Genomic DNA, 16,452 nt, shown 5'->3' with positions numbered 1-16,452 from the left:
ATGAGTTAATGCGACGAATTCAAGCGCTCAAGGGCGCAATCCCCGGTTTGCCTTTAGGATCAATCCGGGGGTGGCTCCAATCGATGCGCCGCAACCTGCCGTTAAGTCCGACGAAACCATTGATCTGCGATTGATCGTCCCGAAGCTTCCTTGGCGGAAGCCGAGGTTCAAGAGATGGAGAGGGCATGACGGGCAGGATCGATCACCCAGCGCATGGGCTGACGCGGCGCCGGCTATTGGCGCTGAGCGGCGGGAGCGCGCTCGCCCTGCTCACCGGTCTGCCGTCGCTGGCGGCGGAGGGCGTCTCCGAAGACGATTTCGTAAAACTCTCCGCCCGGCTCCTGGAGACCGACGCGTCGTCTCTCGATGCTGACATCGCCGCAAGATATCTCGCCGGCTTCGAACAGACCGGCAGGCTGCAGGCACTGTCGCTGCTCGCCGGTGGCACGGGCGACAAGGCGCTGGAGGAAGAAATCATCACCGCCTGGTATTCGGGCGTGCACCGCACGGCTCAGGGCGAGGAGGTCGCAACCTATGCCGACGCGCTCATCTGGAACGCGCTCGACTACACCAAGCCGCAAGGCTGGTGCGGTGGCGACACCGGCTACTGGTCAGAACCCCCGAGCGCGTGAGGACAGAAAATGGCAGAGATTGAAGCTGACGTCGTCATCGTCGGTTCGGGCGTGGCCGGGGCGCTGATCGCCGACAGGCTCGCCCGTGAAGGGCTGAAAGTGGCCATCCTCGAAGCGGGCGACGAGGTCGACCGTGGCGAGGCCGTCGAGAAGTTCCACGGGGAGCTCATCAAGACGCCGGAATCCGCCTATCCGCTCGGGCCCGACGTGGACCATCCCGTCTCCTACGATCCCGACTACTGGTACCGCCAGGACGGCCCCGACAAGTTCCGCAGCACCTATGTCAAGGTGGTCGGCGGCACCACCTGGCACTGGCTGGGCACCGCGATCCGCATGTCGCCGGGCGATTTTACTCTTGCCCGCGACCACGGCCGAGGTGTCGACTGGCCGGTCGGCTATGACGAGCTCGAGCCTTTCTATGTGAAGGCCGAGAACGAACTCGGCGTGTCCGGCGAGCCGGGATCGCCGCCGACTGCCCACCGCTCGGCCGCATTTCCAATGCCGCCCATCCCGCAAACCTATCTCGACAAGACGCTCGCTAAGGCTCTGGAAGGCACGCAGTACCATGTCAGCTCCACGCCGCAGGCGCGCAACTCGGTCGAGCGGGACGACAGGCCAAGCTGCTGCGGCAGCGCAAGCTGCATACCCGTCTGCCCCGTCCAGGCGAAATACGATGCGACCGTGCATGTCGAGCGGGCGAAATCCCATGGCGCCCAGCTTCATGCCGCCACCGTCGCGACCTTCATCGAAACCGGCCAGGACGGCGCCATCGAGGCGATCCGCTTCACTCGCCGCGACGGCAGCACGGGCAAGGCGGTCGGCAGGCTGTTCGTCGTCGCCGCGCATGCGATGGAAACGCCGCGCCTGCTTCTGAACTCGATCTCCGATCGGACGCCGCGGGGCGTCGCCAACGGCTCGGACCAGGTCGGTCGCAACCTGATGGACCATCCGACGCAACTGAGCTGGGCGTTTTCGAACCAGCCGCTCTGGCCCTATCGCGGTCCGCTCTCCACCTCTGGCATCGAGAACCTCAGCGACGGGCCGTTCCGTAAAGAACGCGGCGCGTTCCGCATCGAGATCGGCAATGACGGCCATTCCTGGCCCACCGGCGCGCCGGTGACCACGGCCGCCGAGCTTGTGAAGCAGGGCCTGCGCGGCGCAGCGCTGAACACCGCCCTGCGCGACGTGACGTCCCGCCATATCCGCCTGGCTTCGCTTGTCGAGCAGCTGCCGGATCCGGAAAACCGCATCGCCCTGCATCCATCCGAGCGCGACCGTTACGGCGTCCCGCTGCCGAAGATCACTTACAGGCTGGACGACTACGTCAAGGCAGGGCTTGCCGCGGCGTCAAAGGCGCATGAGGAGATTTTCGGCGCTCTCGGCACCACCGGCATGCAGCATCTGCCGATAGCGGCTGGCGCCGGCCACATCATCGGCACGGCCCGCATGGGCACGGACGCGAAGACCTCGGTCGTCGACGCGGAACTGCGTTCCCATGATCATAGGAACCTGTTCATCGTCGGGTCGGCAGTGTTCCCGACTTCGGCGACGGCCAACCCCACTCTGACCATAGCCGCCCTGAGCTTGCGGACGGCGGAGGCCATGCTCAAGCAGCTGAACTGACGCGTGGCAGCGCAGGCAAGCGAAGCCCGCGCGCCACGCGTTGCTATCAAATATTTGAGCGAGTACGATAAATCCTATGGGAGGTTTTATCCCCACTGGCAAAGAGCCGGCGCCCATCGCCATGGCAAGGGATCGGCAGATCCGCGCCATGCTTGCCGTCTGCACCGCCATCCTTGCCACCACAGCTCTCTACTTCGCGGGCTCGGTCTTCGCGCCGATCACGTTTGCCGTCTTCATCCTGGCAATTGTCTGGCCCCTGCAAAAGGTTCTCCAGCAATGGATGCCCAAGGGGATCGCGCTCTTCATCACGCTCGCCCTTACGGCAATCGTCGTCGTGGTCTTTGCCTCCATCGTCGTCTGGGCGTTGAGCGCCATCGCGGTCTGGATGCAAAACAATTTGCAGAGGTTCCAGACGCTCTATGTCCAGATGACCGACTGGTTCGAAGAGCACGGGATATTCGTAGCGGGCGTTATTGCCGAACGTTTCAATGCCGTCTGGCTTCTACGCATGTTCCAGCAGGTCGCCATTCGGCTCAACCAGCTCGCGGGATTCGGCGTTCTGGTCTTCATCTTTTTGATGCTGGAACTGATGGAGATGGACCAAATCCGCCGCAGGATTGCGTCGCTCGACCAGGCCAACGGCCCCGCGCTCATCGAAGCGGCCGCGGAGATCGCAGCCAAGTTTCGCCGGTACATGCTCGTGCGAACCCAGCTCAGCGTGCTCACTGGCCTCCTGGTCTGGGCCTTTGCGCTGCTAACCGGTATTGAGCCGGCGGCGGGGTGGGGGATGCTGGCCTTCGCCCTGAACTACATTCCCTTCATCGGACCGTTCGTGGCCACCATCCTTCCGGCCCTCTTTGCCATGGCCCAGCTGGATACCTGGCAGGCCGTCGTGCTCGTGGTGGTGGGCTTGACGCTGATCCAGTTCCTGATCGGCAACTATCTGGAGCCGGTTGTTGCGGGCGCAGCGTTGGCGATCTCGCCCTTGGCGGTCGTCTTTGCCGTGTTCTTCTGGGGGTTCCTGTGGGGGATCACCGGGGCATTCATCGGCGTTCCAATCATGATCAGCGTCATATCGCTGTGCGCGCGCTATCCTTCCACCCGATGGTTCGCCACCCTATTGTCCGGCACGGGGACGGAAACGGCGAGCGGGAAATGATCTGACTGCGGTAATCTGTGACCTTAAACAGGATCCGGTGCTGCCATGACGGATGAGCCAAAGACAGGAAGGCAAGCGGCAGAGCGGGTCATCGATCCGCGCTTCGGCGACATCGAGGATGACGCTTCCAGCACCAAGCGCCGATCGCTTCTCTCGCTCGCGGGCAGCCTGTTGCTGGAGATCAGCCTGCCGAAGCTCATTCTGGCCTGGATTCTGCTGCTTGTCGTGCCGGGGCTTGTTCTGGGGCTTGCACCGATCATCGTCTCGTCCTGGGTGGTGACGGTCTCGGGCAAGATCGCCGCGCCGGCCATCGGATTCTGGTCGCTTCTCTTTTTGGCGATTATCGCCGCAGCCGCCTGGTTCGGTTGGCGGGCTCTGTTCCGGATGGCAGAGAGGAATTTTTGGTCCCTCAACGCCGTGGTCGTACAGCCCGCCTATGCCGCCTTCCGCGAAGCCTTGAACCAGTTCACCGAACGACTGTTCGCCAGGAATTCAAGCCACGACGCCCGTGCCAGGCTGCGCGCGGTGACGGCCGCGGTCGCTGGCGTTCTGGTCTGTGCCCTGGCGGTTCTGGTCTGCCTCCTGGCCTGGCCGAGCGCGCATCTTTTTGCCGACATTTCCGAGCTGAGTTCGTGGGGGCGTGTGGCGATCGTCGCGCTTGCCAACAGCATCGTGCTGGTGGCTGCCTATCTCGCGGTCGCGGCGCTTTTCTGGGGCTTCGCGGACGCGACCATGCCCCAGCCCCGCACTCTGGAAAGCTTCGACACCGCGCAGACTGGAGCGCGCAGATGGCGAATTGCCCATCTTTCGGATGTCCATGTCGTGGGTGAGCGCTATGGCTTCCGCATCGAGAGCGGCAGGTCGGGCGCACGCGGCAACGACCGGCTGAAGCGGCTTCTGAAGCAGCTGGACGAGATCGACGCTGTCGATCGGCTGGACACGATCCTGATCAGCGGTGACATGACCGATGCGGGCGTTTCGACCGAATGGGCCGAATTTCTGGACGCGCTCGCCGCGCATCCCCGGCTCGTCGACCGGGTGCTGATCCTGCCCGGCAATCACGATCTCAACATCGTAGATCGTGCCAATCCCGCGCGCATGGACCTTCCGACCAGCCCAAACCGGCGATTGCGCGAAATTCGCACCTTGTCGGCGATGAACGCCTTGCAGGGCGGCCGCGTGCGGGTCGTGGATATCGCCGAAGGGCGACTGGGCAAAACCCTCGAAGAGGCGCTGCAACCGTATCTCGCCGAGATGGCCACCTTTGCCGACGAGGCCAGGCCGCGCTTGTCGAACACCATCCCGGAAATCTGGGCCAGGGCCTTTCCCATGGTCGTGCCGCCGCGCCATGGCGAAGCGCTCGGCATAATCCTGCTGAACTCGAACGCCGACACCCACTTTTCCTTCACCAACGCGCTCGGGATGATGTCGGCCGCCCAGATGCAAGGTATCGATATCGCCCGACACGAATACCCCGACACCTGCTGGATCGTCGCCTTGCACCACCACGTGGTCGAATATCCATGGGCGGCCAAGACGCTCTCAGTGCGCATCGGCACGGCGCTTATCAACGGGAATTGGTTCGTCCGCCGCATGCAGGCGCTCTCGGGGAAGGCGGTCCTCATGCATGGACACCGTCACATAGACTGGATCGGCAAGTGCGGCGGGGTTCCCATCATCTCCGCGCCGTCCCCGGTGATGCACCCGGACGAAGTCGACACGGCCTTCTACATCCATAGTCTGGAGGTGGGGGAGGATGGCCGGTTGCGGCTGCTTTCGCCCGAACGCATCGTCATCCGGGGAGAGACTGGCATATCCGGTGTTGCCGGCTCCTAGATTCGTCGAGTGCGAGCGGCACTTTCGAACGGAGCGTCTCGAATGCGATCCGGATAAGGGATTACGAAAATCCCTTATCTTTCAGGTCATTGGATGGACTTGGTGCGCAAAGCGACGAGCTGGTGCGGACGGCGGGACTTGAACCCGCAAGACCAGAAGTCGGCAGATTTTAAGTCTGCTGCGTATACCATTTCGCCACGTCCGCGTTGCCGACACTGGTAACCAAGCCGGGCCAGATTGCAAGCCCCGGCATAGGCGCGGCCAACAGCCAAGCGCATGCTGCAGCGGATCGCGGCAGCATGCGCCGCCCCAGGGTTTCCGTGCGCCGTTATTTGCCGTCGACGAAGTCGAGAACCGATTTGCTGTAGCCGTCGGGGTTTTGCAGCATGGCGAAATGGCTGACATTGGGCAGGATGATCAGCTTCGCTCCGGGGATCACCGAGGCGATATATTCGGTGTGCTCGCGCTTGATCGCCTCGTCATGATCACCGACGACGATGGCGGTCGGCACCGTGATCTTCTCGAGCTGCTCCTTCGTCCAGGCCGGCTGGCTCGCCCACATGTGGCTGATCTGCTCCACGAAGGCGTTGTATTCGTCCGGCGTCTTCGACAGGCGCGCATAGTCCCTGCCGGCGCGCTCGATATAGGCGACGAAGGTCTTGTTGGTGAGCATGCCGGGATCGACGCCGTCCGTCGTCACATTGGCGGCCTGCGCGTAGAGCTTGGTCAGGCGCTCGGGATGGTTCATGGCAATGTCGAGGCCGATGATGCCGCCATCGCTCCAGCCCACCAGCGCGGTCTTGTCGATCTTGAGGTAGTCCAGAAGGGCCAGATAGTCGGACGCCATCAGGTCGTAGCCGAAGGACTGGTCGTTGCGGGTTGAGCGGCCATGGCCGCGGCTGTCAGCGACGATCACCTTGTGCGTCTTCGACAGCGTCGCCACCTGGCTGGCCCAGATGTCGGCGTGGCCGAGCCCGCCATGGATCAGCAGGATGGGGTCGCCGGAGCCATAGACGGCATAATACATCTCGATACCGTTCACCTTGGCATAGCCGCTCTCGGTGGCAGGCGGCATGGGGGCAGGTTCGGGCAGGGTTTCCCAGCGCTCCAGCGCCTGGCTGGCGCCGGCCGGGAACAGGATCAGGAACGCAAACGCAAGTGCAGTCCACAAAGCACGCATATCCGCCTCCGTTTGATGCAGCGACCAAGTTCACTGCACTTGTGCGAAAAATGTCAATGGGAGCTCGCGACGGGCAAGCCCACGCACAAGATAGGGCGGCCGCTTCGAAAGCGTCGTCTTGCGTAAAGGGGCCTATTTCGGTCCGCCGACTACCACGTTCATCACCTCGAAGGGCGTCGTTATGACGATCTCGGCGGCCGAGGTGATCGTCTGGGTAATACCCCCGGCAAGCGATCCCAGACGGTTGCGGCCGGCACGTTCATCGATTCCGAAGCCGCCGTCGTCATGCAACTTGTCGCCGAGCAGCTTCACCAGAACCGGGTTGTCGGCAAACTTTGTATGGTTCAGCGGGTCGCCGCCGGCGGAGACATTGCTGAGGTCGACGACCGTTACGCCGAGACTGGCGATGTCGGCTGCGTTCTTGTAGCCGCCCAGGCGCGGCTTGTTGCCGGCGATGATGCGCGACAGTTCCAGTGCACGGTCGTCGCCGGAAAGGAGCAGAAAGAACGGCTTGTGCGGCTTGCCGTAGCGGCGCATCTGGCTCTTGAACACGTCGACGTCGATGTCGGGTGAGGCCAGCACCACGTCGCCTAGCCTGTTGCCGAGGTCGGGGTCGCCGGCGGCGGCGAGTTGGCGCAGCGCCTCCATCGTCACCCAGTTGCCCATGGAATGGGCGATGATGTCGATGCGCTTGGCGCCGGACTTGGCCACCAGGCGCAACGTCTCCTCCAGCGCATCGCGGGCGGCGGTCGCACTGTTGTTGTCGTAGACGTAGTCGACCACGTTGCCGCTGGAGGCCCACGAGAACAGCACCGGCGTGCCGGAGTAGCCGCTATCGTGCGCGATCTGTGTCAGGCGATAGACCGCGCTGTCGAAGGCGGTGTTGTAGCCGTGCACGAAGACCAGCGCCCGGCCGCCGCGGGAAGCGATGTCCTCGCGCAGTGATTTGGAAAACTTGTCGGCGCTGTCGAAGGTGGCGACCCTCTCTGCGACGAAATACTTGGCAGGATCGGCGCTCTGGCCGCGTGTGCTGCGGCGCTCGATCTTGCCCGCCTCGTGGATGGCCGGAACCGTCATGTCGACGCGAGCGAAGCTGACGGTGGGCGAGCGTTCGCCGGCATAGACCTCTTTCGGGTCGGCCGCCTTGGCGCGCGTGGTCGCGACAAATATCTCGTGCCGGGCCGATATGGCGCTGGCCGGGGCATCCACGACCCGGTTGCCGACGAGTTCGCGCATGTTCTGTTCGGCGCAGCCGGTGACGAGAAGCGCAAGTGCGAAAGCACCGAACCCTGCCGACACACTTCGAGACATCATATGCTCCGCCCCACTCACGGCGTTCCTGATACCGGCTGCCGATGGCGCGGTCCAGACGAGCATAACGCGCTGTCCACTGCCGCCGTCGGCTGTTGCGTCCGGGAGACGGACCCGGTCATCGCCCCCAGAAGGTCGGCGTGAATACGACGAACACGGCCAGGATCTCGAGCCGGCCAAGCAGCATGGCCGCGGAAAGAATCCACTTCGCCACATCCGGCAACGTGGCGAAGTTGCCGACCGGTCCGATGATCTCGCCCATGCCCGGGCCGACATTGGTCAGGGCGGTCAGCGCGCCGGTCATCGAGGTCATGAGGTCGAGGCCGGTGGCCGAGAGAAGGATGGTGGCGATCGCCCACAACACGAAGAAGGCGGCCATGAACAGCACGACGCTGCGCTGCATGTCCTCGTCGATGGTGCGGTCGCCATAGCGTACCGGCTGCACCGTGTTGGGGTAGATCAGGCGGCGCAAACCGTTGCCCATCAGCTCGAACAGGACGAGGAAGCGGTATGCTTTGATGCCGCCGGTGGTGGAGCCTGAGCAGCCGCCGAGGAAGGTGGCAACGAACAGGCACGCGACCGCGAACGGTCCCCAGCGCGTGTAGTCGTCGCTGGCGAAGCCGGTGGTGGTAATGATCGACATGAAATTGAAGGTCGAGTGGGTAAGGGCCTCGAAGAAAGGCATGCCCAGCTTCACGCGCAGGTAGATCGCCACCGATACCGCAAAGACGATGCAATAGCCCGCGAAGACCCGAATCTGTGGATCCCGTAGCGCGTCTGTGCGTCCACGCACTACGAACAGGATCATGATCGAGAACGGCAGGCCACCGATGAACATGAACAGCGAGGCGATCCAAAGGATGGATGGAGTGCCAGCATAGCGCGCAAACGAAGTGTCATGGGTCGACATGCCGCCGGTGGCAAGCGTCGACATGGCATGGTTGATCGCGTCGAAGCCTCTCATGCCAGCAGCGGCGTAGCAGACGGCACAGATGACCACCAGCGCAGTATAGATGCCGATAAGGCTGACGGCGAAGGTATGGAAGCGCTCGAACGGCCTGTCTTCGATATCCGACGATTCGATCTTGAAGTAGGAGACGCCACCGATGTTGAGGAAGGGCAGCAGGAACAGGCCGAGCGCAATGACGCCGAGACCGCCTATGAAGGTGAGCAGCGAACGCCACAGCAAAAGTCCGGGCGGCGCCTTGTCCAGACCGTTGATGACGGTTGAGCCCGTGGTGGTGATGCCGGAGACCGATTCGAAAAACGCATCGGCAATGCTCAGTTCGAGCGACGAGGCGAAGAATGGTACCGCGCCCGCAATCGCCAGCGTCAGCCAGAGCAGGTTGACCAACAGGAAACCGAAGCGGGTTGTCGCTTGTGGGGGGCTTCCCTGCGTCGCAAGGGCTACGGCAGCCGCCAGGCCGCCCATGAACAAGGCCGAAAAGGCGAAGACCCGCCAGTCCTTGTTGCCGTAATAGAGGTCCGTCGCTGCCGGAATCAGCATCGCGGCAGACAGATACATGGCGAAGATTGCGGCAACGTGGATCGCGGCGCGAACGGCGGTTCTATTCACGGAAAAATCGGGACCCCAGTTATCGTGGCGCCGGCGCGGAATGTGGCGGCACAGCGGCAGGCCGGGACAGTGGCTTCATATGGCCGAATATGCAATAGGCGTAACCAAGCGTTCACCATACCGTTGTGTCGTAAGCCGCGTGCGCGGTTTTCCTGTCGCGCCCCTGTTGTCCGTCGGGCCTGGTGATGAAGCCTGATCGAAGGGCAGCCTGCCACGCGGCCCGGCGGTTCTAGACTGGAGCGAATGTGCGATGACCAATTTTGTCGAACGGGTCGATGCCGCAACGGCCGCGGTGCGCGAACTGTTCCCCGAGACCCCGCTCCAGGAAAACGCCTATCTGTCGCGAAAGACCGGGGCGCACATCTTTCTCAAACGCGAGGACCTGTCGCCGGTTCGCTCGTACAAGATTCGCGGCGCCTTCAACTTCTTCCGCAAGACGCTGGCGGCCGGCAACGCCGCTGAACTGTTCGTCTGCGCCTCGGCCGGCAATCACGCCCAGGGCTTTGCCTATGTCTGCCGTCACTTCGGCAAGAAGGGCGTCGTGTTCATGCCGGTGACCACGCCGCAGCAGAAGATCGACAAGACGCGGCTGTTTGGCGGCGAGTTCGTCGAAATTCGGCTTGTCGGCGACTTCTTCGACGACTGCTACCGCGCGGCCATCGAATTCACCGAAACGTCCGGCGCGCATCTGGTGCCGCCCTTCGACCACAAGGACATCATCGAAGGGCAGGCAAGCGTGGCGGCCGAGATCGCCGCGCAGATGCCCGGCGGCCGCGAGCCCGACATGGTGTTCTTGCCGATCGGCGGCGGCGGACTTGCCGCAGGCGTCACGCATTATCTGCGCGAGAAGGGGGCAGCGACGCGCTTCGTCTTCTGCGAGCCGCTGGGTGCGCCAAGCCTCAAGGAGGCACTGCAATCGGGGCGGCGGGTGAAACTCGACAAGGTCGACAATTTCGTGGACGGCGCGGCGGTCGCCGAGATCGGGCGCGAGCCTTTTCGCCACCTCAAGGAATTCGACGAGGCCTCGGTGCGGCTGGTCCCGGAAAACCGGCTTTGCGCCACGATCATTGAAATGCTCAACATCGAGGGCGTGGTGCTGGAGCCCGCCGGCGCCCTTTCCATCGACGCGCTCAAGGATTTCCCGAAGAAGGAGCTCAGGGGCAAGACCATCGTGCTGGTGATCTCAGGCGGCAATTTCGATTTTGAGCGGTTGCCAGACGTGAAGGAGAGGGCGCTTCGATCCGAGGGGCTGAAGAAATATTTTGTCTTCCGCTTCCCGCAAAGACCCGGGGCGCTGAGGGATTTCCTCGGCCTGCTCGGCCCGGACGACGACATCACCCGCTTCGAGTATCTGAAGAAGTCTGCCCGCAACTTCGGCTCGGTCCTGATCGGCATCGAAACCAAGGACGCGCGCAATTTTGCGGTTTTGGCGAAGCGTTTCCATGATGCCGGCTGGGCCTATCAGGACATCACCGACAATGAGACACTTGCCGAGCTGATCATTTGAGCATGGTGGCGACGCAACGTTAAGCAACCTGGGCGAATATGAAGCCGCTTCGCCTTGGCGTCGTTGATGCGGCGCACACAAGATCGGGCATGGTTTTGTTACAATCCCGGGGGAGGGATCAATGCTGACTCGTCGTCTTTTTTGCCGTTGCCTGCCGCTAGCCGCGGTCGCGACATTTGCCGCTACGGAGAGCCACGCACAAATATCCGACTGTGCCGTGTTTACTCCAGAACGACAGAAGAAGGTCGCTCCGGATGAGGCGATCGCGCTCCTGAAGGCCGGCAACCAACGCTTCGTGGACGGCAAGACGATCAATTGCGACCTGATGGCCCAGGTCAAGCAAACAGCCGGCGGACAGGCGCCATTCGCGGCGATCGTTGGGTGCATGGATTCCCGGGTGCCACCCGAACTCGTCTTCGACCAGCGCATTGGCGACGTTTTCTGTGTCCGCGTCGCCGGCAATGTGATCAACGACGACATTGTCGGCAGCCTCGAATATGCCGCGAAGGTTGTCGGGTCCCGCGCGATCGTCGTGCTCGGTCATACCGAATGCGGTGCGATCAAAGGCGCTGTCGACGACGTCCAACTCGGAAATCTGACCGGTCTTCTGGAGCGTATCGAGCCTGCCGTGGCGGCCGTGGCAAAGGGCGGCGAGCGAAGCTCCAAGGACGCCCGGCTTGTCCAGGCCGTGGCGGAGACGAACGCGCTGATGGCGATCGATGCCCTCCTGTCGCGAAGCTCGATCCTGAAAGACCTGACCGACAAGGGCGAGTTGCGCATCGTTGCGGCCATGCACAATGTAGGGACGGGCGAGGTGAGCTTCCTGACCCCTGGATAGGCGTCGAATTATCCACAGCAATATGGCTGCCGAGGCCGATCAATAAAAATTTGGCGGCAGGTCCGAACTGAATCTTATCTATTTGGAGGTATATGCGCGCCATCGAAATCGCTTGGGGTGGATGAGGTGCGCGCAAACACACTTATGCGAAAATTCGAGGCGATGTCGGTTTTGCGGCAGAGCACGCTGATCATGTTCCTGGCGCTGGTCGGCGCCGACCTGTTGACGACCATTTTCTACGGCATCTTCTTTTCCGACCGCTATCTGCTCGACATCGTCCTGACCAGCATCATCGTTTTGCTAGTTGGATATCCGCTCGCCCATTTCTTTCTTGGCCAGAACACCAGGTTGCGCGCGATGGCGGTGGAGCTCGACCGCGTGGCACGGCTTGATGATCTGACCGGCCTCTGCAATCGGCGCACCTTCTTTCGCGAATGCGAGGCAGCCAAGGCCGCCGACGAGCGCGGCGCATTTCTCTACGTGGATGTCGACCACTTCAAGAAGCTGAACGACCGTTTCGGCCACGCGGCGGGCGACACTGTCCTGCGCGAAATGGGCGAAATCATCGCGTGCTGCGTTCGAGGCAGCGACGTGGCGGCCCGGCTCGGCGGGGAGGAGTTCGGCATCTACCTGGCGGACGCCGACCTTGTGACGGCCTTGGCGATTGCCGAGCGCATCCGCAGGAGGCTGGCGCATACCGGGCTGGGTGTTTGCCTGGATGGCGTTCCGGTCACGATCAGCGTCGGCGTCGCCGTGCGCGAAAGCGGGCAGAGCTTGCAGGAGCTGATGGCACGGGCCGACGAGAACCTTTACGCAGCCAAGGAGCAGGGGCGCGATCGCATCGTTTCCGATCATCCGCGCAAACGCGCGGCGTAACGCACCACGTTTATTTTGCGCTGCAACATAAATTAGTTTGCTTTTTTGGGATAAATCGCTCATATGCGGCGTCATAGGCGCTTGGGCCGGACTTCCGGCTTTCCCCGTAGATGGGACAGGTTGCGTCTGCTTTCTCCTTCTTGATCGAGCGATCACCGGGGAAAAAGCCCTGCGGACATGGGGTTCGCGGGCACGACAGCGCAACCGAGCGGGCTTTTTTGAGCTCGCCGCCTTGTCGTTTCCATAAATAGATTTCGCCGGCAGGTAGCGCCTTGCCGCGATCATAGCTTGCGGCCGAGGCCGCGTGAAAGAAGAACGAATTTGACGAACGAAAACGCTGCGGAGCCGACCGGCTTCGCCAAACTCGGAATTATCGGCCCGCTCTTGAAGGCCACGGCTGCGGCCGGTTTCGACAGCCCCAAACCTATCCAGAGCGGCGCCATTCCCGCGCTTCTCGATGGCCGCGACGTGCTGGCCATCGCCCAGACCGGGTCGGGCAAGACGGCGGCCTTCAGCCTGCCGATCCTGTCGAAGATCATCGGGCTTGGCACGAAGCGTCTCCCCAAGACGGCCCGCGCGCTGGTCTTGGCGCCGACGCGCGAACTTGCGGTGCAGATCGAGGACACCATCCGCGTGCTCACCAAGGGCCTGCACGTCTCCACCGCCCTGGTGCTCGGCGGTGTGTCGCGCTTCAGCCAGGTCAAGAAGATGATGCCCGGCGTTGACGTGCTCATCGCCACGCCCGGCCGCCTTGTCGATCTCGTCCGCGAGGGCGACGTAAACCTCTCGGAAACGCGCTGGCTGGTCCTCGACGAGGCCGACCGCATGCTCGACATGGGCTTCATCCATGACGTGAAGCGGCTGGCCAAGGCCACCCACAAGGATCGCCTGACGGCGCTGTTCTCTGCCACCATGCCGGAAGAGATCGCGGCGCTGGCACACGGCATCATGAAGGATCCCGTGCGCGTCGAAGTTGCGCCGCAGGGCACGACTGCCGCCGAGATCAAGCAGAGCGTGGTGCTTGCCCGCACCAAGCAGAAGCGCAAGATCCTCTCCACCATGCTGGCCGACGAGGCCATGCGGCAGGTCATCGTGTTCGCGCGCACCAAGCACGGCGCCGACCGCGTGACCCGCGATCTCGAGCGCGACGGCTTCGAAGCCGCCGTCATCCATGGCAACAAGTCGCAGAACGCGCGCCAGAAGGCCCTGAACGGTTTTCGCGACGGCTCCGTGCGCATTCTCGTCGCCACCGACATTGCCGCACGTGGCATCGACGTGCCCGGCATCAGCCATGTCGTCAATTTCGACCTGCCGGACGAGGCGGAAAGCTATGTGCACCGCATTGGCCGCACCGGCCGCAACGGCGCCGACGGCATCGCCATCACCCTGTGTGACCCGGCCGAGAACGCCAAGCTGCGCCAGGTCGAGAAGATCATTCGCATGAAGCTTCCGGTCGCGGCTGACCATCTCGGCGAGCCCGATCCCAAGGCCGATCCCAGTGCGGCGACGGAGCGTGCTCCAATGGTGCCCGCGAACGATCGCAACGATCGTGGTGCGCCGCGCGGCGAGAAGCAGCGCCCGCAAGGTCAGAAGCCGCGGGGCAATGGCGGTGGCTTTGGCAAGAAGCCGGTTGCCGGTGAAGCCGCAGGCGACAAGTCGCAAGCCCGTAAGCCATTCCGCGGCAAGCGCCGCGGCTTCGGCAACCGCAAGCCTGCGTCGCGCGCTGCTTGAGCGGTTCCAAATCCAGCGAAGACAAAAGCGGCCGGAGCAAAGCTCCGGCCGCTTTCTTTTGGACTACTGCACCACGGCCTTGATCCAGACCTCGATCCGTTGCGCGAGGACTTTCGAGGTGGACGGTGACATCACGTCGCCGGCTATGACGTGGTTGTCGGGATCGCCGGAGGTCTCGACCGGCACCAGTTCGTGATAGCCGCCCCAGCGCGCCGCGATCTCGCGCGTCAGGTCCTGGCGAGTGATCCGATCCAGGTCTGAGAAGATGAACAGGGCGGGTATCTTGATGTTTTCGACCGGCGCTTCACTGGCGAGCTTGGTCAGCGCGGCCATCGGCAGGGTAGCGCTGATTGGATAGCGCGTCGTCCAGAATTTTTCCTCAAGTGCATTGTGCGGCTGGAAGCTGCGCTCCTTGCCCGCCACCAGTTCGGCGATCTGCTTTCCCCAGGGCATGGTCAGGATTTCTGCACCGGCAGCCCGGACACCGAAATTGGGGGAGATCAGCGCCATGGCGGCAACGCCGTCCGAGGCCCCGTGTTCGGCCGCGGCCTGGACAGCCAGCGCTGCCCCCGTTGAAGTGGCGATGACGACGACCTTGTCGCCGATCTCGCGACCGATGGCGATGGCCTCGGCATAGTCGTTGATCCAGTCGTTGACCGTCGCCGTGCCCATCGCTGCTCCATCTTGCCCGTGGCCTGTCAGGCGGGTGTAGAACAGGTTGGCATCGAGGGCTTCGGCGACTTCGTCGGGCAGGGGGCGCACCTCGGCCTTAGAGGCGGAAAAGCCGTGAATGTAGACGATAGAGATCGGCGTCTTCGCGTGGATAAGCGGCTTGGCCCAGACGATCTCCTTCTCAAGCCCTTCGCGAATGCCTGCCACCTTGCCTTCGGTGCGCTCGAGATAGGCTTCCGGGTCGTCGCCGATGAGGCTGGGGTCGAAGGTGACGCGCGTGTCGACCGTCACGCGCGGCCCGGCGAGAAACAGGACCACGATGGCGGCAAGCAAGACCAAGATGCCAATCACGATGCGGCGCCCCAAGGCGAGCCCTCCAGAAGCCGAACGGCCGCCTTGCGCGGGCCGAATCACACCTCTGACCTATAGATTTCCGGATTCCGCGCCAAGCGTCTTTTGACGACCGAGCCGAATGTTGGGCCAGTCAATCGCGCAGCTTGCGTCCGGAGGCCATGGGCCGCTCCCTCCAGCCCGTGACCTTATGGATGAACCAGAAACGCAGTTCGAAGGGCAGCATGCGCAGCAGTTTCAGCCAGAGCGTGAACCGGCGCGGAAAGCTGGTCTCGAAACCGCCGCTGCGAATGGCCTGCGCCATGCGCCTCGAAGCGCGCTCGACGGGCATCAGCGCCGGCATGGAAACATTGGCCCGTTCCGTCAGGGGCGTGGCTACGAAGCCCGGATTCACGACCTGCAGACGGATGTTCATCTTGTCGAAATCGTGCTTCAGCGCTTCGGCCAGATTGTTCAAGGCAGCCTTCGACGCGCCGTAGGCGCCGGCGGAGGGCCAGCCGAAATAGGACGAGGCCGAGCCCACCAGAACCACGTGTCCATATCCGCGGTGCCGCATTCGATCCACCACCGGCACCAGCCCGTAAAGAACCCCGAACAGGTTGATGTCGAAGGTGCTGATGATGTTCAGGGCGTCGAGCCGTTCGCCACGCGTGGGAAAATAGTTTCCTGCGTTGAAGATTGCCAAGGCGATCTCGCCGGCCTCCCGTTCGATCGCGGCGGCGGTGTTCCTCATGGCTGTTTCGTCGGTCACGTCGCACGGAAACACCACGACGCGGCCCGGCATCCCGGCCGTCTCTTCGATCAGGGTGTGGAGGCGGTCCTCATCGCGCGATGTAGTCGCGACCGTATACCCCTCGGCCACAAGGTCGAGTGCGAGGGCGCGACCTATACCCGTGCTGGCACCGGTAATCCATGCCACGCCGTCTCTCGGATCGGCCCGGTAGAGTGCTGCCATGAGATGACTCGTTCTTCCCCGCTCGATGGGTCTAACTACCCTTCTCGGTCTGCCATGAAAAGGGGCAGGAGATCAGCATCTGTGTCAAATGGATGGGCCAAGTCTTCCAGCAACTCGCGCATGAAGAGATCGCGTCGCGCATAGGCGTCGGGCAGCAACGCAGCAAGGAACGCCGAGCCTGCGATGTGCTCGAAAACATCGGACT

General features: G+C 63.0%; 13 protein-coding genes and 1 tRNA gene. 8 read left to right on the top strand and 6 right to left on the bottom strand.

Annotation, left to right across the window (positions count from 1 at the left end; genetic code table 11):
- Positions 1 to 185 precede the first annotated feature (185 nt).
- The 4 genes from ABLE85_RS14345 (at position 186) to ABLE85_RS14330 (ending at position 5,250) form a co-directional block, all read left to right on the top strand.
- Complete coding sequence (locus ABLE85_RS14345) at positions 186 to 632, top strand: sugar dehydrogenase complex small subunit (protein ID WP_348793406.1); 447 nt, start codon at positions 186 to 188, stop codon at positions 630 to 632.
- 9 nt (positions 633 to 641) lie between these two features.
- A complete protein-coding gene (locus ABLE85_RS14340; protein WP_348793405.1) occupies positions 642 to 2,255 on the top strand; it encodes a GMC family oxidoreductase in 1,614 nt (537 codons plus the stop codon).
- Positions 2,256 to 2,331: 76 nt separating this feature from the next.
- On the top strand, positions 2,332 to 3,414 hold the full coding sequence (locus ABLE85_RS14335) for an AI-2E family transporter (RefSeq protein WP_348793404.1): 1,083 nt from the start codon (positions 2,332 to 2,334) through the stop codon (positions 3,412 to 3,414).
- 45 nt (positions 3,415 to 3,459) lie between these two features.
- Positions 3,460 to 5,250 carry a metallophosphoesterase gene (locus ABLE85_RS14330; RefSeq protein WP_348793403.1) on the top strand — a complete coding sequence of 597 codons (1,791 nt, stop codon included), beginning with the start codon at positions 3,460 to 3,462 and terminating at the stop codon, positions 5,248 to 5,250.
- A gap of 120 nt (positions 5,251 to 5,370) precedes the next feature.
- Here ABLE85_RS14330 and ABLE85_RS14325 read toward each other — a convergent pair.
- The 4 genes from ABLE85_RS14325 to ABLE85_RS14310 form a co-directional block, all read right to left on the bottom strand.
- Positions 5,371 to 5,455 (bottom strand) — tRNA-Leu (locus tag ABLE85_RS14325).
- Positions 5,456 to 5,578: 123 nt separating this feature from the next.
- Positions 5,579 to 6,430, bottom strand: coding sequence for an alpha/beta fold hydrolase (locus ABLE85_RS14320; protein ID WP_348793402.1), 852 nt, complete (start codon positions 6,428 to 6,430; stop codon positions 5,579 to 5,581).
- 132 nt (positions 6,431 to 6,562) lie between these two features.
- Positions 6,563 to 7,741 carry an alpha/beta hydrolase gene (locus tag ABLE85_RS14315; RefSeq protein ID WP_348793401.1) on the bottom strand — a complete coding sequence of 393 codons (1,179 nt, stop codon included), beginning with the start codon at positions 7,739 to 7,741 and terminating at the stop codon, positions 6,563 to 6,565.
- A 118-nt stretch (positions 7,742 to 7,859) separates the two neighbouring features.
- The gene (locus ABLE85_RS14310; RefSeq protein WP_348793400.1) at positions 7,860 to 9,317 is read right to left on the bottom strand and encodes a TrkH family potassium uptake protein; all 1,458 of its coding nucleotides are present in this window, start codon (positions 9,315 to 9,317) and stop codon (positions 7,860 to 7,862) included.
- A gap of 250 nt (positions 9,318 to 9,567) precedes the next feature.
- Here ABLE85_RS14310 and ilvA point away from each other — a divergent pair, with 250 nt between their 5' ends.
- From ilvA to ABLE85_RS14290, 4 genes are all read left to right on the top strand, one after another.
- On the top strand, positions 9,568 to 10,824 hold the full coding sequence (gene ilvA, locus ABLE85_RS14305) for a threonine ammonia-lyase IlvA (protein ID WP_348793399.1): 1,257 nt from the start codon (positions 9,568 to 9,570) through the stop codon (positions 10,822 to 10,824).
- Positions 10,825 to 10,945: 121 nt separating this feature from the next.
- Positions 10,946 to 11,662 carry a carbonic anhydrase family protein gene (locus tag ABLE85_RS14300; RefSeq protein ID WP_348793398.1) on the top strand — a complete coding sequence of 239 codons (717 nt, stop codon included), beginning with the start codon at positions 10,946 to 10,948 and terminating at the stop codon, positions 11,660 to 11,662.
- A 162-nt stretch (positions 11,663 to 11,824) separates the two neighbouring features.
- A complete protein-coding gene (locus ABLE85_RS14295) occupies positions 11,825 to 12,538 on the top strand; it encodes a GGDEF domain-containing protein (protein ID WP_348793397.1) in 714 nt (237 codons plus the stop codon).
- A gap of 321 nt (positions 12,539 to 12,859) precedes the next feature.
- A complete protein-coding gene (locus tag ABLE85_RS14290; protein ID WP_348793396.1) occupies positions 12,860 to 14,269 on the top strand; it encodes a DEAD/DEAH box helicase in 1,410 nt (469 codons plus the stop codon).
- Between the two features lie 63 nt (positions 14,270 to 14,332).
- Here the strand turns inward: ABLE85_RS14290 and ABLE85_RS14285 are convergent, their stop codons facing one another.
- A complete protein-coding gene (locus ABLE85_RS14285; RefSeq protein ID WP_348793395.1) occupies positions 14,333 to 15,307 on the bottom strand; it encodes an alpha/beta fold hydrolase in 975 nt (324 codons plus the stop codon).
- 118 nt (positions 15,308 to 15,425) lie between these two features.
- Positions 15,426 to 16,247, bottom strand: a complete 822-nt coding sequence (locus ABLE85_RS14280) for an SDR family NAD(P)-dependent oxidoreductase (RefSeq protein ID WP_348793394.1) — start codon at positions 16,245 to 16,247, stop codon at positions 15,426 to 15,428.
- Between the last annotated feature and the right edge of the window lie 205 nt (positions 16,248 to 16,452).

Source organism: Mesorhizobium sp. KR1-2 (assembly GCF_040045035.1).
Lineage (GTDB): Bacteria > Pseudomonadota > Alphaproteobacteria > Rhizobiales > Rhizobiaceae > Pseudaminobacter.
This window is presented reverse-complemented; position numbering and strand designations above follow the sequence as displayed.

Coding starts and splice junctions, on each gene's coding strand:
- ABLE85_RS14315 (WP_348793401.1), bottom strand. CDS start 7,741: ATGTCTCGAAGTGTGTCGGCAGGGTTCGGTGCTTTCGCACTTGCGCTT.
- ABLE85_RS14340 (WP_348793405.1), top strand. CDS start 642: ATGGCAGAGATTGAAGCTGACGTCGTCATCGTCGGTTCGGGCGTGGCC.
- ABLE85_RS14335 (WP_348793404.1), top strand. CDS start 2,332: ATGGGAGGTTTTATCCCCACTGGCAAAGAGCCGGCGCCCATCGCCATG.
- ilvA (WP_348793399.1), top strand. CDS start 9,568: ATGACCAATTTTGTCGAACGGGTCGATGCCGCAACGGCCGCGGTGCGC.
- ABLE85_RS14345 (WP_348793406.1), top strand. CDS start 186: ATGACGGGCAGGATCGATCACCCAGCGCATGGGCTGACGCGGCGCCGG.
- ABLE85_RS14300 (WP_348793398.1), top strand. CDS start 10,946: ATGCTGACTCGTCGTCTTTTTTGCCGTTGCCTGCCGCTAGCCGCGGTC.
- ABLE85_RS14330 (WP_348793403.1), top strand. CDS start 3,460: ATGACGGATGAGCCAAAGACAGGAAGGCAAGCGGCAGAGCGGGTCATC.
- ABLE85_RS14280 (WP_348793394.1), bottom strand. CDS start 16,247: ATGGCAGCACTCTACCGGGCCGATCCGAGAGACGGCGTGGCATGGATT.
- ABLE85_RS14295 (WP_348793397.1), top strand. CDS start 11,825: ATGTCGGTTTTGCGGCAGAGCACGCTGATCATGTTCCTGGCGCTGGTC.
- ABLE85_RS14320 (WP_348793402.1), bottom strand. CDS start 6,430: ATGCGTGCTTTGTGGACTGCACTTGCGTTTGCGTTCCTGATCCTGTTC.